This is a genomic window from Paenibacillus sp. NRS-1782 (assembly GCF_050467685.1).
GTDB classification, from domain to species: Bacteria; Bacillota; Bacilli; order Paenibacillales; family Paenibacillaceae; genus Paenibacillus; species Paenibacillus terrae_A.
The window spans coordinates 162,634-184,444 of record NZ_JBITPH010000026.1 but is presented as its reverse complement, the minus strand read 5'-3'; the positions used below and the strand labels follow the sequence as shown (position 1 = coordinate 184,444).

General features: G+C 46.8%; 20 protein-coding genes and 2 pseudogenes. 8 read left to right on the top strand and 14 right to left on the bottom strand.

Translation table 11 applies throughout. The features are described 5' to 3' along the window. Positions 1–274: 274 nt before the first annotated feature. Positions 275–892: a TVP38/TMEM64 family protein gene (locus tag ACIFQM_RS12050; RefSeq protein ID WP_430042203.1), complete on the top strand. Its 618-nt coding sequence runs from the start codon at positions 275–277 to the stop codon at positions 890–892. A gap of 185 nt (positions 893–1,077) precedes the next feature. Continuing rightward, positions 1,078–2,049: a peptide-methionine (S)-S-oxide reductase MsrA gene (msrA, locus tag ACIFQM_RS12045; protein WP_430042201.1), complete on the top strand. Its 972-nt coding sequence runs from the start codon at positions 1,078–1,080 to the stop codon at positions 2,047–2,049. A 101-nt stretch (positions 2,050–2,150) separates the two neighbouring features. Here the strand turns inward: msrA and ACIFQM_RS12040 are convergent. The 4 genes and pseudogenes from ACIFQM_RS12040 to ACIFQM_RS12025 all read right to left on the bottom strand — a co-directional run. Then, positions 2,151–2,243 (bottom strand): annotated as a pseudogene (locus ACIFQM_RS12040) (lipid II flippase family protein); the annotation flags it as partial. After that, positions 2,234–2,338, bottom strand: a complete 105-nt coding sequence (locus tag ACIFQM_RS12035; RefSeq protein WP_430045917.1) for a hypothetical protein — start codon at positions 2,336–2,338, stop codon at positions 2,234–2,236. The gene ACIFQM_RS12035 and the pseudogene ACIFQM_RS12040, both read right to left, overlap by 10 nt. A gap of 215 nt (positions 2,339–2,553) precedes the next feature. Beyond that, positions 2,554–3,258 (bottom strand): YitT family protein, encoded by a 705-nt coding sequence (locus tag ACIFQM_RS12030; protein WP_430042197.1) that lies wholly within the window; start codon positions 3,256–3,258, stop codon positions 2,554–2,556. A gap of 464 nt (positions 3,259–3,722) precedes the next feature. Next, the gene (locus ACIFQM_RS12025; RefSeq protein WP_430042195.1) at positions 3,723–4,613 is read right to left on the bottom strand and encodes a DMT family transporter; all 891 of its coding nucleotides are present in this window, start codon (positions 4,611–4,613) and stop codon (positions 3,723–3,725) included. Between the two features lie 133 nt (positions 4,614–4,746). On the opposite strand from ACIFQM_RS12025, the gene ACIFQM_RS12020 reads away from it, so the two are divergent. Then, positions 4,747–5,154 carry a hypothetical protein gene (locus ACIFQM_RS12020; RefSeq protein WP_430042192.1) on the top strand — a complete coding sequence of 136 codons (408 nt, stop codon included), beginning with the start codon at positions 4,747–4,749 and terminating at the stop codon, positions 5,152–5,154. Positions 5,155–5,160: 6 nt separating this feature from the next. Here the strand turns inward: ACIFQM_RS12020 and ACIFQM_RS12015 are convergent. Further along, positions 5,161–5,638: pseudogene (locus ACIFQM_RS12015) on the bottom strand (amidohydrolase family protein); the annotation flags it as partial. A gap of 45 nt (positions 5,639–5,683) precedes the next feature. Here ACIFQM_RS12015 and ACIFQM_RS12010 point away from each other — a divergent pair. From ACIFQM_RS12010 to ACIFQM_RS12000, 3 genes are read left to right on the top strand one after another with little or no spacing between them, the layout of a single operon-like run. After that, entirely contained in the window at positions 5,684–7,210 is a 1,527-nt protein-coding gene (locus tag ACIFQM_RS12010; protein ID WP_430042189.1) for a spore germination protein, read from the top strand. After that, entirely contained in the window at positions 7,203–8,294 is a 1,092-nt protein-coding gene (locus ACIFQM_RS12005; RefSeq protein WP_430042186.1) for a GerAB/ArcD/ProY family transporter, read from the top strand. Before ACIFQM_RS12010 ends, ACIFQM_RS12005 begins: the two co-directional genes overlap by 8 nt. Next, entirely contained in the window at positions 8,291–9,412 is a 1,122-nt protein-coding gene (locus ACIFQM_RS12000) for a Ger(x)C family spore germination protein (RefSeq protein WP_430042184.1), read from the top strand. Before ACIFQM_RS12005 ends, ACIFQM_RS12000 begins: the two co-directional genes overlap by 4 nt. Before the next feature lie 15 nt (positions 9,413–9,427). Here the strand turns inward: ACIFQM_RS12000 and ACIFQM_RS11995 are convergent, their stop codons facing one another. After that, positions 9,428–11,944 carry a transglycosylase domain-containing protein gene (locus ACIFQM_RS11995; protein ID WP_430042182.1) on the bottom strand — a complete coding sequence of 839 codons (2,517 nt, stop codon included), beginning with the start codon at positions 11,942–11,944 and terminating at the stop codon, positions 9,428–9,430. A gap of 216 nt (positions 11,945–12,160) precedes the next feature. On the opposite strand from ACIFQM_RS11995, the gene ACIFQM_RS11990 reads away from it, so the two are divergent. Beyond that, positions 12,161–13,429 carry a DNA polymerase IV gene (locus ACIFQM_RS11990; protein ID WP_430042180.1) on the top strand — a complete coding sequence of 423 codons (1,269 nt, stop codon included), beginning with the start codon at positions 12,161–12,163 and terminating at the stop codon, positions 13,427–13,429. Between the two features lie 200 nt (positions 13,430–13,629). Here the strand turns inward: ACIFQM_RS11990 and ACIFQM_RS11985 are convergent, their stop codons facing one another. The 4 genes from ACIFQM_RS11985 to ACIFQM_RS11970 form a co-directional block, all read right to left on the bottom strand. Further along, positions 13,630–13,917 carry a stage VI sporulation protein F gene (locus tag ACIFQM_RS11985; protein WP_430042178.1) on the bottom strand — a complete coding sequence of 96 codons (288 nt, stop codon included), beginning with the start codon at positions 13,915–13,917 and terminating at the stop codon, positions 13,630–13,632. Between the two features lie 111 nt (positions 13,918–14,028). Continuing rightward, complete coding sequence (gene recG, locus ACIFQM_RS11980; protein WP_430042245.1) at positions 14,029–16,077, bottom strand: ATP-dependent DNA helicase RecG; 2,049 nt, start codon at positions 16,075–16,077, stop codon at positions 14,029–14,031. 1 nt (position 16,078) lies between these two features. Then, positions 16,079–16,948, bottom strand: coding sequence for a DegV family protein (locus tag ACIFQM_RS11975; protein WP_430042176.1), 870 nt, complete (start codon positions 16,946–16,948; stop codon positions 16,079–16,081). Positions 16,949–16,996: 48 nt separating this feature from the next. Next, on the bottom strand, positions 16,997–18,781 hold the full coding sequence (locus ACIFQM_RS11970; RefSeq protein WP_430042173.1) for a DAK2 domain-containing protein: 1,785 nt from the start codon (positions 18,779–18,781) through the stop codon (positions 16,997–16,999). A gap of 512 nt (positions 18,782–19,293) precedes the next feature. On the opposite strand from ACIFQM_RS11970, the gene rpmB reads away from it, so the two are divergent. After that, positions 19,294–19,482, top strand: coding sequence for a 50S ribosomal protein L28 (gene rpmB, locus ACIFQM_RS11965; protein ID WP_014282288.1), 189 nt, complete (start codon positions 19,294–19,296; stop codon positions 19,480–19,482). A 226-nt stretch (positions 19,483–19,708) separates the two neighbouring features. Here rpmB and spoVM read toward each other — a convergent pair whose 3' ends face one another. The 4 genes from spoVM to rsgA form a co-directional block, all read right to left on the bottom strand. Beyond that, on the bottom strand, positions 19,709–19,789 hold the full coding sequence (gene spoVM, locus ACIFQM_RS11960) for a stage V sporulation protein SpoVM (RefSeq protein WP_014282289.1): 81 nt from the start codon (positions 19,787–19,789) through the stop codon (positions 19,709–19,711). Positions 19,790–19,932: 143 nt separating this feature from the next. Next, positions 19,933–20,184: a hypothetical protein gene (locus tag ACIFQM_RS11955; protein WP_430042171.1), complete on the bottom strand. Its 252-nt coding sequence runs from the start codon at positions 20,182–20,184 to the stop codon at positions 19,933–19,935. Then, complete coding sequence (gene rpe, locus ACIFQM_RS11950; RefSeq protein WP_430042169.1) at positions 20,181–20,849, bottom strand: ribulose-phosphate 3-epimerase; 669 nt, start codon at positions 20,847–20,849, stop codon at positions 20,181–20,183. The genes ACIFQM_RS11955 and rpe overlap by 4 nt, the downstream gene beginning before the upstream one ends. 4 nt (positions 20,850–20,853) lie before the next feature. Beyond that, complete coding sequence (gene rsgA, locus ACIFQM_RS11945; protein ID WP_430042167.1) at positions 20,854–21,771, bottom strand: ribosome small subunit-dependent GTPase A; 918 nt, start codon at positions 21,769–21,771, stop codon at positions 20,854–20,856. Between the last annotated feature and the right edge of the window lie 40 nt (positions 21,772–21,811).

The following is a 21,811-nucleotide window of genomic DNA, read 5'->3' as shown; positions in this document are numbered from 1 at the left end:
GAATCCGGAAACGGCGCTTGACCCAAACTTAGCATCAAAAAAAGACCATTACCCGGATTCCAAAAATCCTGGCAAAGGTCTTGCTTACAACATTACGTTGCCAATAAAGCCGGGGATTTAAAAAATCCCGTAATGACGACTTTACTCGTTGAGCTACTCCCCTTTGGGAACTATTCTATTAATCGCAGTATAGCACACATTTTTGGGAATGTGAACCCTGTTTTTTTTCTGTATAAGCGACAAGCCGAACAGGGATATTGAAAGAGGTATGTAAATGAAAAAATGGCTACTCGCCGCAGCTTATGTTTCGCTGCTCTGCATCGCGTTTATCTACAGATATGATTGGCTCGCCTGGGCGAACAAGCAAACCTCCTTTCCAGTTCTGCTGCTGCTCGCGTTTCTATTCGCGTTAATTCCATTTGTGCCTTACAAGCTGATCATCGCTTCCATTGCTTATGCAGCAGGTGCCTGGCAAGGCGCACTTATCTGCTGGCTCGGCACTACATTGGCTGCGTTCGTGGTTTACGGGTCGGTACTTACCCTCTTCCGTGACAAAGGACGGGCTTATCTGGAGCGAATTCCAGCGTTGGAGCGCTTGAACCGGGTTATGGAGCGAGAGCCTTTTGCTGCTGTGCTGCTGGCCCGCCTGATTCCGATCATCCCGCAGGCAGCTGTGAATGTATATGCCGGGGTCGCAGGCTTTCCGTTCTGGAGCTTTATGCTGGGTACCGCGATTGGCAAGCTTCCTGCAATTGCGGTATACGCTTATGCAGGCGGGACCATCGCCGAACGTCCGGTCACTGGCTTGCTCATTTTGCTGCTGTATACAGCACTAGTGGGCGGTGGCTTTGTGCTTTACCGCAAAAAGATTCAACGTGTTAATAAATCATAGCTTCTGTGAGCCTGCCGCTAGATCAGTAAGGATGAAGGTGGGCGGTGGCTTTTAGTCCAAAGAAATTTGCAAAGCTGGTTTGTTTCTGTCGTTCCATTGGATTTTGCGAACATGTCGTATATAATTTAATTGTAAGCTATTTAAATAACAACTAATTGAAACTTTCTCAGAATGGAGTGACAAATATGAGCACCAACAATCCAAACACCGTGGAGAAGGCAACTTTTGCAGGCGGCTGCTTCTGGTGCATGGTTTCCCCCTTCGAGGAACTGCCCGGCATTTTAAAGGTTCGATCCGGTTACACAGGAGGACATACGGAAAATCCAACCTATGAGGAGGTATGTTCCGAAACAACGGGGCATGTAGAAGCTGTACAGATTACATTTGATCCGCAAGTCTTCCCATATGAAAAATTGTTAGAGCTGTTCTGGCAACAGATTGATCCGACGGATGAAGGTGGACAATTCCACGATAGAGGTTCATCCTACCAAACAGCTATTTTCTATCATAACGAAGAACAAAGAATCAAGGCAGAGGCTTCTAAAAAAGCGCTTGGTGAAAGCGGCCGTTTTGACAAGCCTATTGCTACACCGATTCTGCCTGCGGCAACCTTTTATGAAGCGGAAGAATATCATCAAGACTATCATAAGAAGAATCCCGCCCATTACAAGCGTTACCGCAAAGGCTCCGGACGTGAAGATTTTATTGAGCAAAATTGGTCGGACAAAATCGACAAGTCTGATCTTAAAGATCGGCTGACGCCTATTCAATACGAAGTAACACAAAAAAACGCGACCGAGCGCCCTTTTCAAAATGAGTTTTGGGACCATAAGGGTGAAGGCATTTATGTGGATATTGTTTCGGGAGAGCCTTTGTTCAGCTCGCTCGACAAATATGATGCAGGTTGCGGTTGGCCCAGCTTTACTCGCCCGCTGCGCAGCTATAACGTCAAAGAAAAAAGCGACCTCAGCCACTTTATGATTCGTACCGAGGTCCGTAGTCGCGAAGCGGATTCCCATTTGGGACACGTATTTGATGATGGCCCAGGTCCTGATGGCCTGCGCTATTGTATTAATTCCGCTGCGCTCCGTTTTGTGCCTCAAGAAGACTTGGAACGTGAAGGCTATGGAGCCTATAAATCATTATTTGAAAAGTAAGTAGACTTCAAAAACATTTAAGGCTGGCCCAGAAATCATCCTTCGCAGATGGCTACGGGTCAGCCTTTTTTTGAATTAAACTGGTGAATTCAGTTTCCGGCTCAGCCCATAATCCATCCAAGCCAGATTGCGAGCGGCACCAATAGCAATTGTGCAAGCAAGGTACCTCCCAGACGCGAAATGATCATCCAGCCGAGGCGCGTGAAACCAACAGCAGCATTCCCGCAACGGTTAAAGCCAATCCAATTCGTCGCGCTCGCAAACCGCCAAGCCGGAGGGCGTAGGACAAGCATTAGAAGGACATAACAAGCCTGCTTCGACCTTTAAGCACAAAAATAAAGCGGTGGACGAGACTCAAAAATGAGTAGACTGCCAGCAGATTTCGGCGATATTTATGACCGGAACGAACGTATTCATTCTACTTTAAAGCCTTCCTGGCCAAGCCTAGATACATCGAAAGGGTGTCACGTAGGAAGATTTCTCTCCTGACGTAACACCCTTTCCTTATTGACGAAGGCTGTGGACGACCGGCACTGTTTTGGCAACTACCTTTTGGACTGGAATAGCCGCAGGCAGCACCTTTTTCACAGGTCGGTGTAGTTGGAACGTTGTCGTCCATGTAATTATTTTTCCGGCGAGCCACACAGCCAGTATGGTAAACATTGTTTCCTTCACAGGCAGATACAACAGCGATAATCCCAATACAATGATGTCACTGACGATAAACACGTTACCGATTTTCCATCCGCGCCACTGGCTGATCAGCAGGGACAAAATATCATCGCCCCCGGTTGCTCCACCAAATCGCAATACGATTCCGGCACCCAAGCCTGTAAGCACTCCGCAAAGCAGAGCCGCTACCAGCAAGTTGCCGTGCAGATCTATAACCAACGTCGAATACTTTTCAAATCCTGCATAAAACAGGGAAAAGGCGACCGCCCCGATCAATGCCAGCAGCATGAATCTTCTGCCCTTCAGTACCCAGGCCAGCAATATGACAGGGATATCAAGCAGTAGCATACTCCAAGCCGGAGACACGCCAAATGCGTAATGTCCCAGCAGGGCCAAGCCTGCAAATCCGCCTTCTGACAAATGATTTTGAGCATTGATGTGATAATACGTAAAAGCTAAAATGCATGTTCCGAGCAGCATGACAGCAATCTGCCTTAATGCTCCATTGTTCACGATAGATTCGTAAGTTTTCCTCATACAGGCTCCCTCGGTTTCTCGTAAGTTTGATGTGGATGAACCCACTCTTACGGAAGCTACCGGGTAAGATGTGCCTGGAGGACTTGGTCCTTCGCATGTACAATCCCCTCTTCCGCAGAGTTGGCTTTCGCAACTTGACGTTACTCCGCGGAAAAGCTAAGTATAAGACAGATCAAATCGTTTCCAAATCGTCCTTTGGGGAAGTATCCTTCGGGGACACATGGTATCCTGATCCTTTCTTTTGTGGAATAAAACTCCGACATTTCTGTGGTACATGTAATTCTATTATTTATTATACCACACCTTACCACCTGCTAAACAGCTTGCTTTTTATGCTGCACCATATTTTTATTTTATGCGTGAGCATGCTTTATTGTATGTGCGAATAACCGCATTATACCGAAGGTTTGGCGGATGCACATACAATGTGCTTATGGCATGGTTTATGCAGGTTTTCAGTGATACTACCTGGCTAATTTGGCTGTTCTGCTTTGGTTGGCCATAAACACCCCTCCGAGTATAAGGAGCAGCCCGGTCAGAACGTTCCAGCCGATGTGTTCATTTAGAAGCAAAAATCCCCATACAATAGCGCTCACCGGTACAAAATAAGTCACCGAGGAGGCAAATTCCGGACTTCCCCGCAAAATCATATAATTGAACAAAATATACGCTACTCCCGATCCCAAAACCCCCAGCCCTATAAGGGAACCCAACACACCAGGGATGAAGACGACCGACAGATCAGGTCGATCCACCATTGCCGTCATGATGCCGCCCCCTACCATCGCACCTAATAGTGTCGCAAAGGTTGCCTGATACATCGACAGATTGGATAAAAACCGCTTGGACAACTGCGTTCCGAAGCCATAGCAGAGAGTCGCAAGCAGCATACATCCAAAGCCGACGGGGTCGACAGAAATAATGGATACAGGATTAATACCCAGTAAAATAACGATTCCTACAAAAGCGAGACCCATTCCAAACCATTGCATTCGATAAAAGATAGCTCCGAAAAAGACAATTCCGACCAACATGGTCCAGATTGGCGTGGTAGCATTCAATACGGAAGCCATGCTGCTGGCAATTCTGGTCTCGCTAAAACTAATCAAGGCCCATGGCAACACCATGTTCACCAGAGCTACGAGAATAACCGATTTCCATGGAATACTTCTGAATACAAATGGCTTGCGCATAAGCAGCATCAACAAAACAATAAACACGAGACCAAAGCTGGAACGAAGAAATACAATAGTCCAAGGTCCTACGTGATGGAGCAATAATACCTTGATAAACAAAAACGATCCACCCCAAATGAGGCTTAGCAGCAGTAGCGCCGCATATAACGAGCGTGACAATATGTATACCTTCTTTCCAATAATTGATGATTGCTTTGGCAAAGGAATAATTTCTATGATGAGGTATAAAAAGAACATTTGTTCTGTATGCTGATTATAATTGTATTCCTGCTATGAGTAAAGGAGATTTCTTATGAAAAAGATACTGGACAACAAGAATAAGGCCCCACTGCCTTCCGAGGAAGACGCAAGGCTGATCAAAACTTGTGTACTTCTGACCCTCGTGCTGGATGTGCTGGAACGGGACATTCGCATTCTGAATGCCTCTGCCTTAAAAATGCCCGATCTATACGTTCGCAGCCTGGCCGGGGTGCAACAGCGTGTAGCTGTTCAATTAGCGGAGACAAAGGTGCGAATGAAACGGCAGGGAGTTAAAATATACAAGGAAACCCGGAATCACGAAGGCGTGGAGGTTCTGTATGTATGCCGTGGCTACCAAAAGCGATTTTTCACGCTTTCCTCCTTTGCACGCAGCGAGGTTCGACGAGAATTGGGACATTATTTAGGAATTGATGTGACCCAAAGCCACTCGACTGTATAGTCTCGTTTACAATCCTTGTACGGTGCGTTTTCCGCGTACCGTTGCTTGTGCGAGCACCTCTTTCTCGTCTATTGTTAGCAACTGTCTTCCGCGCATTAGCACACGCCCATTCACAATGGTCGTATTAACATCCGCGCCGTTTACACTGCTCTATCTGGTGTATTGACTGTAAATGCGGCTTTTGCATATCTATCAGAATGATATCTGCCTTTTCCCCACCTCAAGCGTGCCGATTTCGTGCTCAAGGTTTAGCAGATTGGCTCCATTGACTGTAAGCCATATGCAGCGTCTGCGCAGCAGTTGGATGGCCTGTGCTTAGCTTTTGCAGCCATGCTTTTTGTTCATCTGTCAGATGATGCAGGGCATAACTGCTGACTACAAGGTCAAAGGTCCCGTCCATATAAGGAATCGACATCAGATTTCCCAGCCTCACCTCTACCTGCGGGAATTTACTCCGGCAGCGCTTGAGCATTTCATTCGATTGACGTGAGGTGAAACATGATGCGGGATATAGATAGGTCGCCAGATCATGGATAAATCCAATCCATTTGGCACACATTATGCTTATCTCATCCAAAAAGAAGGTGTTTTCTTGACTGGACATAACCCAGCTTCCTTTGAACTGAACAAGAATATTTCCTTTATCGAGCAAGCCCTTTTTTATACGGATGATTTAAAAAAACAGGCTATTTCGGTTGACGGGAAAGATGGCATTCTTCTTTATATAGACTCACTCGTGGATCAGGAGATCATTCAGACGCATATTCTGGCCACATTATATAAGATAACCGATTCTGGCCCTCATCAAATGTTTACCACCCTGAACAGCCAAAAGGACACCAACCTCCGAAATGCCGCTGATTCGCTTATTGAGGGATACTCCATTTTAATGGTGGATGGCACAGAAGAATTTTATATCCTTTCCTCGGAAAAAACATACGCCCGTAGTACGGATGAGCCGGAGAACGAGGGAATTATCCGCGGGCCGCACAATGGATTTATTGAGCAGTTGTCCGTCAATCTGAATCTTATTCGCAAACAAATCATCAGCACATCGCTGATTGTGCGCTACTTTTATGTCGGATCTAAAACCCGGACCAAAGTCGCTATCATGTATATGCAAGACTTGGCCAATCCTGAGCTAGTGGAGGAAGTGGAAAAAAGAATACAAGCCATCTCCTCCGATCTGGTACTGCCTCCCGGTTTTATTCAGGAATTCACGGAGGACAATCCCTTTTCCCTGTTCCCTCAGCAACTCAGCACAGAACGTCCAGATCGGGTAGCCGCTAATTTAATGGAAGGACGAGTAACTATTTTGGCCGAAGGGAGTCCTACTGCCTTAATCGCTCCCGTCTCCTTTTTTGCATTTTATCAAAGCCCAGATGATTATAACGGTCGCTGGATTATTAGTTCCTTTCTGAGAATGATCCGAATGATGAGCTTTCTAATTGCTTTTACACTGCCCGCTATTTACATTGCAACGATTTCCTTTCACTCAGCCATTCTGCCACTGGAGCTGGCACATACGATCAAAAAATCGCTGGAAAATGTTCCGTTTCCCGCCATTGTGGAGGCGATGTTGCTTGAAGTGATCTTTGAGGTGCTACGGGAAGCCGGGATTCGTCTGCCCAGCCGAGTGGGCCAAACAATAGGCATCGTTGGCGGTCTGGTTATCGGGGATGCTATCGTTCGAGCAGGTCTCGTGTCATACACCATGATTATTGTCGTTTCGTTAACAGCTATCTCTTCTTTTTTGGTACCTTCCCATGAAATGAGCTCAGCTGTCCGCATTCTCCGTTTTCCAATGATGATTGCTGCAGCCTTGTTCGGATATATTGGCATTGCCTTCGGAATGCTTATTCTCCTTATTCACCTTTGTAAGCTGGAAACATTTGGTTTTCCTTATTTTGCTCCTCTGGCTCCTTTCCGGCTTGGCGATATGAAGGATGTTTTTATTCGCTTTCCCATTTGGACACTACAACAGCGGCCGCATGATTCCCGACCCCAAAAAATGAAGCAGCAGAACTACTCTAGGAGCTGGAAACGTCGTGAATAAAGAAAGTACAATTACACAGGGTCAATTGTTTTTTTTGATTATCAAGTTTGAGATTGGCGTGGATATTCTATCACTTCCTTATCAGATGCATTTGTCATCCAAGGGAGGGGGCTGGATATCCGTCATTATTGGAGGCATTTTGATCCAGCTTATCATTTTAATGTGCTGGCTCCTGTTAAGACGTTTTCCCTCCTCCTCCATTTACCAAATCCTCACTCGGATTACTGGTTCCTGGATGGGTAAAATTTTGACGGTGGCTTACATTATGTACTACTTGCTTATGGGAACTTCGGTTCTTGTGAGCGCCTATGACGTCATTAATCGCTGGATGCTGCAAAAAACCCCGCGTTGGGCTATATTGGCTCTGATTCTGTTCAGCAGCATCTATCTAGTTCGCGAAAATTTGAGGACAATTGCCCGAGTGCTTGTTTTGATCTCCTTCCTGATCGTACCGATGATGTTTTTAATCAGTTATGGAATAAAACAGGCCAATCTGCTCTATCTGCTGCCTTTGACTGAGGCTGGATGGCCTCATATTATTATAGGTTCCAAAGAAACACTTTTAGCCATGTTCGGCTTTGAATTCATCCTCGTGGTCTTTCCCATGGTCGAGGGCAACAGTAAAGGGAAGCTCAAGTCGCTCCTGCTAGCTAACGGAGTCGTGGTTCTATTGTATGGTTTCACCATATTAACCTGTACAAGTGTGTTTAGTCCCCAGCAGCTTGATTTGATGCCGGAGCCTGTCATTTACCTGCTCAGATCTATTCCGCTAGGAACGATGGACCGGGTTGATTTTATTTTCCTGCCCATCTGGTTAATTTCAATCTTTGGCTCCATAAGCGGTTATTATTATGCAGCGTCCTATGGACTAGGCTATTTGTTCAAGCAGAAAAACCACAAACAAGCCGTTCCTTTCGTAGTATTCGTCTCATGCATTATTGCCTGCATCCCTCAAAAAAGAGAGGATTTTGACCTCTTCGGTACAATTGCCAACAATTCGGCTTATTTTTTCCTGATTGCACTACCTCTGTTGTTGCTGATTGTATCGTATATATTCAACAAAAAGGAGGAGCCCGGAACATGAAAAAAAAGAGGAGAGCACTTGGTATGCTGGCTCTACTCATTTTTATGACTGGCTGCTGGGATCAGGACAGCTTGAAGGATGCCCGGCTGGCAAATGCTTCGGCCTACGATCTTACTCCAGAAGGCATATTGCTGCAAACACTCGAAATTGTAGACGACTCTGGAAATAACCAAGGGAAAAGCACCAATGAAATTCATTCAGGCACCGGAAATTCCGTTCGGCAAAGTACAGACAAAATTCGAGCCAAAGTAACAGGGGATATCCGTTACTTTAAATATGGGGTTACTTTGTATGGCACAAGTTTGGCCCAAAAAGATTTGTATCCATATCTGGATGTCCTGTATCGGGAGCCGGATCATCCAACCTCACATGTAAAGGTAGCTATAGTAGAAGGATCAGCTGGAGAATTAATGAACAAGAAAAGTGTAGGCAGCCTCTTAATCGGCGAATTTATAACGAAAAAAATCCGAAGCCTGGAGGAAATGTGCATATTTCCCGAAGTGACGCTAGAAACACTGCTTCCCCCTATGCTTGATCCAGGGCAGGACTTTGTTCTCCCCTATCTCTCCAAAGATGGAGAAGACATCGTAGCACGAGGGATTGCCTTGTTTCACGGACAAAGATTTACAGGAACCCTTAACGACGAGCAAGGGGTGCTTTATGTCCTGATGACCGGGAAATGGAAGGACACAGCGCGTTTTGTAAAAAGGGTTCACTCGGGACCTGCTAGTGATTTGCAAAACTTTATTACCTATCAGGCTCATATTCGGAACATCAAACGCCAGCTTATAGTGAAAGTTGGACGCGATGGTCAAATTGATGTGTACCTCAACCTGAAGCTCCCTGTCGATGTTGTTGAATACTCGCGGGATCATCTTCAGGATAAGAATAATGTCATGCGCCTGAACCGTCAGCTTTCGGAAATCATGACCCAGGATGCGGAAGAAATTATCCGTACGCTTCAAAAAAGCGGTTGTGATGCCTTTGGCATCGGCAGACAATTGATTGCCCATCACCCGACCTTGTGGAAAAATATGGAGTGGAATGAAGAGTACCCTAATGTTCGTTTTCACCCACAGATCACCGTTAATATTGTTGGGAACGGCATTTTGAATTAGGCCGCTCCCTTTTGTTTAGTTTTTCGGCTGATCAGGTGTTTCGTTATGAATAGCTTCGCTGGGTTTATGTTCTGGAGCTTCATTTTGGGTTACTGGTTCAGAAGGAGCCTCCTGCTTATTTTCAACAGATGGCTGTGAACTATCTGCTGGTGGCAAATCATTACTCTCACCATTCGTATCTATTTCTGTGTCAGGATCAGAAGGTACTGTTTCTTCTGGTAGAATCTCCTTCTGATCCGTTGCAGGTTCTTGTTTCTCCGGAGTTGCTTTATCCTTTGTATCCGATTTGGACGGTACGGCAGGTATGGATGAACGTGTTCGTTGCTCCCTCCCAACTTCCGTTGGCACGTATTTTTGGTTAAACCAGTCTGTCACAAGTTGACCGGATTGACGGGAATAACTTCCCGGCAGCTTACCTGTAAGGCTGGAGACCGTAACTTTTACAACACCTTCCGGCTGTGTAAAATGCTTATTTTTGAAAAGCTGGGGCTGATCCTTGACCGCCTTGTTCATGATAAGCGCCCACACCGATTGTGCTCTGGAGTGCCCTTCTTGAGATAGTGTATTAACCTGTTGACGGTAACCTGCCCAGACGCCGAGTGTAACATCCGGGGTATATCCCATGAACCATACATCGCCAAAATTTTGTGTCGTACCGGTCTTGCCAGCAATATCAATGGTACCATAGCTTTTAAAAGCATTTTGCATACGTTTGCCTGTACCCCTAGGGTCCGATATAACCGTTTTGAGCATATCTGTCATCAAAAACGCGGTTTGCCTGGAATATACACGCTTCGCCTGCGGTTTGAATTGATATACGATCTTGCCGTCGGCATCCGTAATTTTACTGATCAAATGGGGTTCATTGTATACGCCCATGTTGGGAATCGTACCATATGCCGCTGTCAGTTCCTTGACAGATACTCCCTTACTCAGCCCACCCAGAACGCCTGTCTGAGCATGTTCATCCTGCGGCTGAATCGTTGTAATCCCAAGGGAACGTACAAAATTCCAGGCGTTTGGAATTTTAACTTCATATAAAAACAACCTCAGCGCAGGAATGTTGATCGACCGATTGAGTGCTTCACGGGCTGTCATCAGTCCTTCGTACCGTCTGTTATAATTTTTAGGGATATGATAGCCTTTACGTCCGTCTTTCAATACAATTTGCGAATCATCAATAAGACCAGCAGGCTGAGTGTAGCCTTTTTCCAAAGCAGGCAAATAAGCTGCAATAGGCTTCATGGCAGAACCGGGCTGACGCGTCATCTGGGTTGCATAGTTCATTTGCTCAGTATTAAAGTCCCTGCCCTCGATCATGCCGAGTATAGCCCCCGTTTTATGATCAATCATGATGGCAGCAATTTGTTCTAGTCCCTTCTGCTTACTGTATGGAGAAAAGTTTTGCGGATTGGCTGCAATCTGTCTCATATCGTTATAAACTTTCTTATTTATCGTTGTATAAATCCGATAACCGGACCGTTGCAGCTCTTCCCGTGTATTTTGAAGGAGTTCAGCATGCTCAGGTTTGGAAATCTCGGCTGTTGTAATATCCGGATTTTCCTGGAGTGCCAACAACCGAGCGGCCTCCCGCTCCGTCTCCAGCATCAAATAAGGGAATGTATTGTAGCTTTTCTCGCGATGTGGTGCAAGAGTAGCTTTAATATCAAAATGAAGTCCCTCATTATATTCCGTTCGTGTGATTTTACCTGTTGCCAGCATTCTTCCCAGCACGACATGCTGGCGCTCGATAGCTTTGTTGAAGCCTTCTTCATCAAACTTCCCTTTACCGTCAAAAGCTGAATAAACAGATGGCAATTGTGGAAGACCGGCCAAATAAGCCGCTTGAGCAACATGAAGCTTATGTAGATCACTTACATTAAAAATCCCTAATGAAGCCGACTTGATCCCATACAAATTGTAGCCTGCGGAGCCATTGCCAAACGGCATTTTGTTTAAGTATGCCGTTAATATTTTATCCTTGCTCATAAAACGCTCCATACGCAGTGCAAGCAGCATTTCCTTTACCTTGCGGCTGTCCGTCTTATCCAGACTGAGGAAAACTCGCCGGGCTACCTGCTGTGTCAGTGTGCTGCCGCCTGTTTGGCGATTTTCGTTTAGAAGCTTCTGTTTGATGGCGCGAGCCGTCCCTTTTAGATCAACACCCTGATGCTCATAAAATTGGCTGTCTTCTGTTGAAATAAGGGCATCTACGATGGATTGGGGAACATTCTGCAGATCCACGAGCTGCCGATCCTCCTCCATGCGCATTCGTCCAACCGGGGTTACCTGGTCATTAAAAAATACAAAGCTGGTCAGAGCGTTCTCGTTTACCTTTTCATATATCAACTGGCGTGATCGTACAGGTTCATCATGAACCAGCGCTGCCACATAACCGGATATAAGACCTCCCGCAAATAGGACTCCAAGTACGCCCGCTAGCGAGAACCACTTGATATTAATCAGCAAAACTCTGCCAAAAATACGCCACCTGCTGCGTTTTTGAGATGATGGTCGACGTTTTGGGTTCATAAAAATGGTTTTCTCCCCTCAATATGCATTCATTTCCACATGCTTTCGTTCACGATAATATGATACGCCATGTTAGGTTTTTCGTAAACTATAACGTTCCAGAAAATACATTTGGATTAAGAACACTTGTTCTGTATATAATACTACTATATGAATTTACATTCAAGAATATTTTGGAAAGACGATCAGCATACATCTGGAGAGGGGGTTGTGACATTGAACAAACGCGGAAAAAAAACTATATTTTTAGCAGACTGCCAAAGCTTTTATACCAGTATTGAGAAGGCCGACAATCCCGAATACCAGCATAAGCCGCTAGTTGTTGCTGGTGACCCTTCGCTGCGTTCAGGCATTATCTTGGCTGCGTGTCCACTTGCTAAAAAATACGGTATATCTACAGCAGAGCGTCTGGGGGAAGCGATAAAAAAATGTCCTGACCTTACCATTGTACGCCCACGCATGCAGCATTATATCGACGTCTCATTAAAAATAACAGAAATGTATAACGAGTATACGGATTTGGTTGAGGTTTTCAGTATTGATGAGCAGTTTTTAGACATAACCGGAAGCCTCTCCCTGTTCGGAGATCCGGTGAGTATCGCAAGTGAAATTCAACAAAAAGTAATGGCACAGACAGGGGTATGGATTCGCATCGGCATCAGTTCCAATAAAATGCTGGCTAAAATGGCGACAGATATATGGGCCAAGAAGAACGAAAGCGGCATTTTTGTCCTTCCTCCATCCGATATTGCAGCGCTGCTGTGGTCTCAGCCGGTTCGCAGTATGTTCGGTATTGGCTCGCGTATGGAACGGCATTTGGAGAGGCTTGGACTGCACACCATTGGAGACGTCGCACGCACTCCCTTGCCCCGGCTTCAGGACAAATTCCGGTCTCATTTTGGCAAGCAGTCAGATATTCAGGCAGAGGTTTTATGGCGAACTGCTAACGGAATCGATCACAGTCCGGTCAAGCCGGAAACATTGGATACGCCCCCAAAATCCATCGGTCATATGATGACCCTGCCCCGGGATTATGTCCAGTCTGCGGAGGTGGAGACTATCCTGCTTGAGTTGACAGAAGAGGTATGCCGGGACTCCCGCCGCAAAGGATATATGGGCTGGGTTGTGACCGTTCATTGTATATGCAGTCCGCACGAGGCACCGACTGGGTTTTCCCGCCAGATAAAGCTGCCCAATCCTACAAACCGTACCGAAAAGATATATGAAACCGCAAAAAAAATCTTTTATACCTTTTGGAACCATATGCCTGTGAAGCGCGTGGGTGTCACCTTAAGTGGCTTGATGGATGATCAGCTGTATCAGTTGGATTTTTTTGAAGATCAGGAGCGCTCCCGAGCTTTGGAAAAAGTAACAGACACTTTAAAGGATCGGTATGGTCAGGCGATCATCATGCGTGCATCATCGTTAACAAACGCGGGGCAGGCTCTGGAGCGATCCGTCAAAATTGGCGGTCATTATAAATAAAATCTCTCCATTAACACACAGACTATTCCCCGGGGAATTAAATACGAGCGAAGGCTACGGAATACTATGCTTAACAGAGAATAATCGAGAAATAGAGGAGCAAGCAAAAAAGGACCGCCTGACATCAGGCAATCCTTTTTCCAGCTTGGATGAGCATCTAGCATTCAGAGAGATTTTAGAGACATCCTGCGTATGCCCAGTTAACGAAACATCCCCCACAGCTTGATCAGATGGAACGTATTAGACGGATCAATTTTTTGCGCCAGCACGAAGGCCGTCAATTGTTCTTCCTGTGCAGCTGTCAGCCGCTCGTTCAAAATAGTGGAAGTGGACTTCACAAGTTGACGTACCTTGGCTTTGTTTTGCAGGTCCACCTTGGTCACACCTTCGATCTGCTGCTTAACCCGCTCCTTGAGTGTACGATTTTTCATTTTCAACTTAATCCGCTCCACCAGTTGCGGACTGATTCCATATTGCTGATAGCTCAATGTTACCGCACCTCCCATATCATTCGGTCATTCCCAAATATATGACGGTCAGCCTGTCCATTGTGCCTATCTGTTTAAAACTACAAAAAAAACCTTATAATTCAAGGTGCATCAATCGATAAGATCTCCCTGGAAAATCTGCTCTTTTTGCAAATAGCCACGTAATGCTTCATACTGCGGAGATGTCCAAAAGGACGAATCCGCGATCAAACCAGTCGCATCCTCACGTGCCTTTTCCAGTACCTCAAAATCCGCTACCATATCTGCTAACCGAAACACGGGCAGCCCACTTTGCTTGGTACCGAAAAAGTCACCCGGCCCTCTCAAATCCAAGTCACGTCTAGCCACCTCAAAACCATCGTCCGTATCGGTCATAACCTTCATCCGCTCCTGACCCACCTCAGACTTGGGATCAGCGACCAGCACACAGTACGAGGCATGTGCACCCCGTCCGACACGTCCACGCAGCTGATGCAACTGGGACAAGCCAAAGCGGTCGGCATCCATAATGATCATTAGCGTCGCATTCGGCACGTCTACGCCCACCTCTACAACTGTCGTTGAAATGAGTAACTGGACTTCGTTGGCGTAGAAAGAACGCATAACCTCTTCCTTTTCAGCAGGAGTCATTCGCCCATGCAGCAAACCGACGCGGTAACGTGGAAAAGCCTGTTGCATTTGAATATGCAGATCAATGGCATTCTGTACATCCAGCTTCTCGGACTCCTCAATCAATGGGCAGATCAGATAAGCCTGCCGTCCCTGATCTACCTCACGGGAAATAAATCCGAGCACACGATCCATCAGCTCATGCTTTACCCAATACGTAGAAATCGGAATACGCCCCTTTGGCCGCTCTGACAACGTAGAGACATCCATATCGCCAAAAGCGGTGATCGCCAGCGTACGCGGAATCGGCGTTGCCGTCATCGTAAGAACGTCGGGATTATAGCCCTTGCGACGCAATATACTACGCTGATTTACACCAAACCTGTGCTGCTCATCCGTTACGACCAGCCCAAGCTGGCGGAAATACACATCTTCCTGAATAAGGGCATGCGTGCCCACCACAATATCCAGCAGACCCATCTGGAGCGAAGCCAGCAGTTCCTTACGCTTCTTCCCGGTTGTACTGCCCGTCAACAATCCCACGCTAATCCCAAACGGTTCAAATAACTTGTGAAGCGACCGCATATGCTGCTCAGCCAAAATTTCTGTTGGTACCATCAACGCCCCTTGAAAACCGGAACGCACCGTAGCAAACAAGCCGATGGCGGCAACCACGGTTTTACCTGACCCAACGTCCCCTTGAAGCAGACGGTTCATACAATAGGGCGAACGCAGGTCATGCAGTATTTCAAGCTCGACTTTCTTCTGAGCATCCGTCAGTTCAAACGGCAAGGCCCTCACAAATTCGCGAACCGTGGCATTATCCACCGTATGTACAACTCCGTCTGCCCGGCCGCGATTCAACGCACGGAATGCCTGCATTTTTAGCTGAAATAAAAACAGCTCTTCATACACCATCCGGCGACGGGCCTCTTGTCCCTCTCGATTGTCCTGAGGCTGGTGTATATCTGCAATAGCCTGCTTACGCGGCACCATACTGTATTTACGCACAATCGACTCCGGCAAAATTTCGGGAATCATTTCACCAAACTGCTGGAGTGTCTGGTTCATCATCTTGCGCATCCAGGTCTGCGTAATCTTGCCACCTACGGAGTACACAGGCTGAAGCGTTCCCGAACGAGTGACTCCTTTATCGGGAAACTCGGAATCCGAAACGGTCATCTGCATCCGCTTCAGGTCCCATTTGCCGGTCACGACAATTTCGCGGCCTGACGTTAGCTGCTCCTTCAAAAAATGACGATTGAACCATGTCGCTGTAAACATCCAATCCTCAGCCATCAATTTACAAGTCAATCTGGATTTGCGACCATAGCGCTGAAGCACCGGAATGCCCATAATTTTAGCCTGCACCGTGATCTTATCTCCGTCTTTTACTTCACTCAGCGAACGCAAACGGTAATCCTCATACCGGAACGGATAATATTCCAGCATGTCCTGTACATTAGAAATGCCAAAAGCGTGAAGCTCTCCTTCTTTGAGAGCACTCACGCCGTGTATTTGTTTTAAAGGTATTTGATCCAATTGCAGCATATTACCTCTCATCTCCGGCCGGCCATACAAAAATGCCAATCGTTCCTGGCCCTACATGAGCCCCAATCACAGCGCCAAGTTCGGTATATATTCGATCTCCCAGCTCAAAATGCTTTGCCAACTGAGCCTCGAACGCTTCTGCCACCGAGCGATCTGCCGTATGACCCACAGCGATATTAATTTTTTGGCCCTTTAAATCCCGCTCCAGCAGTTCAATAATTCGTGCTGTCGCTTTTTTATGTCCTCTCGCCTTATCAACCGAATAAATAATGCCTTCTTTGTCCATTGAGAGAATCGGCTTAATATTGAGCAGGGTGCCAATCATGGCTGCTGCTTTGCCGATACGCCCCCCTTTTTGCAAGTATTCCAGCGTATCCACCAGAAAATACAAGCAAAGACGTTCCTGACGATGCTCTAAAGCTTGAACGATATCAGCCGGGGAATGCCCGGAAGCCGCCAGCTCTGCCGCATAGACCACAAGCATACCATATCCGTACGAGGCCAATTTGGAATCTAGCACAGTTATTCTGTCTTCATGCTTCTCCAGCATGGATTTACCCAGCAGAGCGGACTGATACGTTCCACTCACGCCAGAAGACAAATGGATGGAAACGATCTGGCTGTCGGGATGTTGCTCCAACAGCGTCGTAAATGTCTCCAAAAAGCGGGCTGGTGAAGGCTGTGACGTCGTAGGCAGCCCATCAGCCCGTACCAGTTCGCTGTAAAACTGCGCAGCAGACATCTCAATGCCATCAAGGTAAGTTGTGCTGCCGAACATCACCGTCAGCGGCACAATGACTATATCGAGACGGTCTACCAGCTCCTGTGGAATATCAGCCGTGCTATCGGTCACAATGATGGTGTTGCTCATCGGTCCGACCTCCTTTTGTGGTGAACTTCTATGACGCTCTACAGCCCATCAAGTTTCCACCGAGAACAGGTAAGGATAAATCGGCTGACCGCCTTCATGAACTTCCACTTCTGCATCCGAGTAATTTTCTTCAAGCCATGCGACGAGCTGCTCTGTATCTCCTTGTTTTGCATCCGAACCTGTGAGAATCGTAACAATCTCATCGCCATTCACCAGCATTTTGGTCAGCAAAAGACGAGATGTTACAATTAACTGTTCCTCGGTAGCCACAATTTTGGAATCCTGAATACCGATATAATGGCCTGCCGTAATGTGCAGGTCATCAAGCGTAGTATCCCGTACCGCATAGGTTACCTGCCCAGATTTCACGCGGCTGACTGCGTCCCTCATGCTGTCCTGATTTGCCTCGAAGGCTTCTTCCTCCTGAAAAGCGAATGCCGCAGCAATGCCCTGAGGAATCGTTTTGCTGGGAATAACCGACACTAGGCGCTCCATCTCCAGCAGTTCACGGGCCTGCTCTGCCGCCAGAATAATATTGGAATTATTCGGCAGGATAAAAATGTGCTGAGCCGCAATCGAGCGAGCGGCATTAACGAAGTCTTCCGTACTCGGATTCATCGTCTGGCCACCGGAAAGGACAACATCCACACCCAAGCTTCTAAAAATATCAGCAATCCCTTCGCCCGAAGCCACTGCTATGAAACCATAGTGTGCCAGCTCATGAGCAGGTGGCTCAGATGGCTCCTCCTCACGTGCAGGCTCTGCTGGTATTTCGGCAAACCACTCAGGCTCAGGAGCGCCATCCATACCCGTAGACAACAAATCACGATGCTGCTCGCGCATATTCAGAATACGGATCTGTGTAATTTCCCCGTAACGAAGCGCCAGATTCAACACTTCGCCCGGAGCCTTGGAATGAACATGAACCTTAATAACATCATCGTCAGAAATAACAATGATAGAGTCTCCATCCACAGATAACGCTTTCCGGAAGGCTTCCTCATCAAAGTCCGTACCTTGGGCTTCTCCCAATTGTCGATTAATAAAAAATTCCATATCATATAAAAATTCAATATTTTCCGTTTCAAGCTTCGCCTGCGCCGAAATCGGTGCATCCGGTGAAGGAGCAACCGCATGCGCTGTCGGTCTCTCGGATATATGAGGAGTATAAGCAGTGCGTACATTCTCCCCTTTTACAATTGGAGCTGTCACCAAACCGCTTCCAAGATGCTGCATGAACCCTTCATAAATATACACAAGTCCTTGTCCACCCGAGTCCACAACCCCTACTTGCTTTAGTACCGGGAGCATGTCCTGCGTCATGGCAAGCGTTTCCTTCGCTTTGGCAAGCACTTCTTCCATCAGTTCAGTAATGTCATTTGTCCGGCGTGAAAAAAACACAGCATGCTTGGCCGCTTCCTTCGCCACGGTAAGAATTGTACCCTCCACCGGCTTAACCACCGCCTTGTAGGCCGCATCCACCCCGCTCTGCAATGCCGATGCGAACTGAAGGGTATTCATTTCCTCGTATGGGGCAGCGTAACGGCTAAAGCCACGAAACAACTGAGACAGGATAACCCCTGAATTGCCGCGGGCTCCCATCAGCAAACCTTTGGATAATATGCCGGACATGACACCGATGGAGGAAGAATCCCCCCTCATTAATTCTGTTACGCCCGCGCTCATCGTCAAATTCATGTTAGTTCCTGTGTCACCGTCCGGCACCGGAAATACATTAAGTGAATTGACGTGTTCCGCATGCTGCTGTAATTGTTCCGCCCCGGCTAAAACCATTGCGGTAAAATCTGTTCCATTCAAAGAACGATTACTCAAGAGAATTCCCCTTCCTAGCTTAATACAGTTGTTTTGCCATCAGCCTTCCGCACCATCATGTTCATCTGTGCGGACAGGTTTAATTGAATTATACTAAAGCCAGACGACGAATACGAATATCACACTTTCGTAAGCTTTTCGTACTCACGGCCTGATCAGCCTTCCACAGGTCATATATATGAAAAACCAGTCAACCACCCGACACTGAAACATCGGCTGGAATGATAAATATGGTTCCGCCTCTGATCTATCCGGCATGACTGGAATAAGATTTCACATTCCAACTATTACAAGAATAATCGCAGCAATAGCTATCCCATATTGTACTATAATGCGTAAGAGAAATAAATAAAGTTTTTGAATTGGTTGACGGAGCTTTTTTGACTATGATATTATATATAAGTATTGTTTTGTTCAGGTTAGTGACTTACAAAGTCCGACTGACCCAGTCGGCCTGAAGAGCGACCCGTTCCATACGGAACTTGGTTATTTTCAGAATAGGAGGTGGAATCATGTCTCGTAAATGTTCTGTAACAGGCAAAAAGCCTGGCACCGGTAACCACGTATCTCACGCTAACAACCGTAATCGCCGTACTTGGGGCGTCAACGTACAGAAAGTTCGTATTCTCGTTAACGGTAAACCGAAACGCGTTTATGTCAGCACTCGTGCATTGAAAGCCGGTAAAGTGACTCGCGTGTAGTCGCAAAAAAATAACGTTATAAACAAAAGGCACCTCGTTTTAAACGGGTGCTTTTTTGGTTATTCAAAATGTTACGTCCATTCGATCCATGATGTCAAAATGTCAGGCATCTTCCCGCGCGTTCCTGCCGTTTAATGCCGAGCTATCTGTCTGTTATTGTGCCCGGGAAGCATGCCCCTGCGTACCTTGCCTTCATTTTGCATCCTGTGTGTACGTTACGTGAAATTCAGCTTTTCTGGAATGTATTCAGAATGGCTTTGACGAATCCACCCAGAAATCTTGGTAGCTTGATTGTATAAAACTTCATGCTTCACCCTCCCCATCATCCTCGTGCATCCATTCTCTGTAGTTTATGCAACCTATCAAGGGTTGTTGCCATACAAAAAAAAGGCTACATGAGAATCCCGCTCATGTAACCATATTTATGCACATCCATCCCATGCTATACCATTAGACAAGCCCACGGGCATACAGATATGCTGAGAGTATGAAAATAAATAGGATATAATAAAGCACGCTGCTTATTACAAAGCCGATACGCAAACCGCGCCGTTCATTTTTACGAAAATAAAACAACACAATCAGAACGGCAACGAGTGAAAGAAGGGCATTCCAGGGAGCCTTCACCAGTGAGAAGCAACTTAGGATCACACCTGTCGCCATACTCGCCACCGTCATCCACAGCGCTTCGGTCAGCTTCACTCGGATAAATGAGCTGCACTGTCCCGAATAGAAGCAATAGCCGCTCCACGATCCGCTCTGCCGAATACCGCACTACCTGCCACCAGAACGTCAGCACCTGCTTCAAATACGGCTGGTGCCGTCTCCTCGGCAATGCCACCGTCTACCTCGATATGTACATCTGGACGGCCGATTTCATTCAACCATGTGCGAATCTGTCTGATTTTATCCAGCGTCTCCGGAATAAAAGACTGTCCTCCAAACCCAGGGTTAACTGTCATAACCAGAATCATATCTACATTTGGCAGCACTTCCTTGATCGCATATGGCGAAGTGCCCGGATTGAGGGCCACACCCGCAAGAGCACCTTGCTGCTTGATCAAATGAATAACCCCGTGCAGATGAACACAAGCCTCGGCATGAACGGTGACGATATTAGCTCCTGCCTTCACAAAATCGCCGATGTAACGTTCAGGATGCTCAATCATCAGATGAACATCCAGAGGAAGACTTGTATGTGGACGAATAGCCTGAACGATAGGAGGCCCTAAGGTAATGTTGGATACAAAATGACCATCCATAACATCCACATGAATCCAGTCTGCTCCTCCTGATTCAGCTTCCGCAACTTCACTGCCCAAACGGGCAAAATCAGCGGATAAAATCGACGGTGCTATTTTTAACATAGGCTCAGTACCTCCGCTTTTTTTCTTTTAACTCCTTATAAAACTGTAAGTAACTATCATACCGGCCCTGCGAAATATGTCCTTCTGACAAGGCCTCTCTCACTTTACAGTCAGGTTCGTGAATATGGGTACAACCTCTAAATTTACACTCATCAGCGTACGATTGGAATTCACGGAAACATGGGGATAACTCATCCACCCCCAGCTCCAAAAAATCCAGCTGGCTGAAACCCGGTGTATCTGCTACAAAACCGCCATTGTCGAGTGGAATTAATTCTACATGACGAGTCGTATGCCGTCCTCGGCCCAGCTTATTGCTAATGGCACTCGTCTCCAGCGTTAGGCCCGGTTCCAGCGCATTAAGCATGGAAGACTTCCCGACACCTGACTGTCCGGAAAACACGCTAATTTGACCCGCCAGCAGCTTCTTAAGCTCAGCCGTACCTTCCCCGGTACGAGCACTCGTCACCAGCACCTCATAACCAATCTTCCGGTACATTTCCTGAACAGCCAAAACCGTCTCATCCTCTGAAGGACTGCCCTCATACAAATCGCGCTTTGTCAGACAGATAATCGTATCCAGCCCGGCGTGCTCAATATGCACCAAAAATTTGTCCAGCAGAGGCAGATTTAAATCCGGCTCACGCAGGGAAAACAACAATACGGCAAGTGTAGTGTTAGCCACTGGCGGGCGAATGAGCTCCGTCGTGCGCTTCCGAATCTCATTAACCATACCTTCCCCGTTTTCAGTCAGTTCGTAAACGACCCGGTCGCCGACAAGCGGCGTAATCTCTTTTTTCTTAAAAATTCCGCGTGCTCTGCATTGTACCGTAGCTTCGCCGGATACCGGCCGCCCATTCTGATCCAGACTGGAGACATAATAATATCCGCTGAGCGCCTTGACGATCAGACCTTCAGGCATGTGTGAGCCTTCCTCCTTTATATGTTTAAGTTCCAAAATT

What these genes read in the sequence shown, in the direction of transcription:
- rsgA (WP_430042167.1), bottom strand. Translation starts at nt 21,771, where the DNA reads ATGCCTGAAGGTCTGATCGTCAAGGCGCTCAGCGGATATTATTATGTC.
- ACIFQM_RS11995 (WP_430042182.1), bottom strand. Translation starts at nt 11,944, where the DNA reads ATGAACCCAAAACGTCGACCATCATCTCAAAAACGCAGCAGGTGGCGT.
- ACIFQM_RS12020 (WP_430042192.1), top strand. Translation starts at nt 4,747, where the DNA reads ATGAAAAAGATACTGGACAACAAGAATAAGGCCCCACTGCCTTCCGAG.
- spoVM (WP_014282289.1), bottom strand. Translation starts at nt 19,789, where the DNA reads ATGAAGTTTTATACAATCAAGCTACCAAGATTTCTGGGTGGATTCGTC.
- ACIFQM_RS12050 (WP_430042203.1), top strand. Translation starts at nt 275, where the DNA reads ATGAAAAAATGGCTACTCGCCGCAGCTTATGTTTCGCTGCTCTGCATC.
- rpmB (WP_014282288.1), top strand. Translation starts at nt 19,294, where the DNA reads ATGTCTCGTAAATGTTCTGTAACAGGCAAAAAGCCTGGCACCGGTAAC.
- ACIFQM_RS11975 (WP_430042176.1), bottom strand. Translation starts at nt 16,948, where the DNA reads ATGAGCAACACCATCATTGTGACCGATAGCACGGCTGATATTCCACAG.
- ACIFQM_RS12030 (WP_430042197.1), bottom strand. Translation starts at nt 3,258, where the DNA reads ATGAGGAAAACTTACGAATCTATCGTGAACAATGGAGCATTAAGGCAG.
- ACIFQM_RS12010 (WP_430042189.1), top strand. Translation starts at nt 5,684, where the DNA reads ATGGATAAATCCAATCCATTTGGCACACATTATGCTTATCTCATCCAA.
- ACIFQM_RS12000 (WP_430042184.1), top strand. Translation starts at nt 8,291, where the DNA reads ATGAAAAAAAAGAGGAGAGCACTTGGTATGCTGGCTCTACTCATTTTT.
- msrA (WP_430042201.1), top strand. Translation starts at nt 1,078, where the DNA reads ATGAGCACCAACAATCCAAACACCGTGGAGAAGGCAACTTTTGCAGGC.
- rpe (WP_430042169.1), bottom strand. Translation starts at nt 20,849, where the DNA reads ATGTTAAAAATAGCACCGTCGATTTTATCCGCTGATTTTGCCCGTTTG.
- recG (WP_430042245.1), bottom strand. Translation starts at nt 16,077, where the DNA reads ATGCTGCAATTGGATCAAATACCTTTAAAACAAATACACGGCGTGAGT.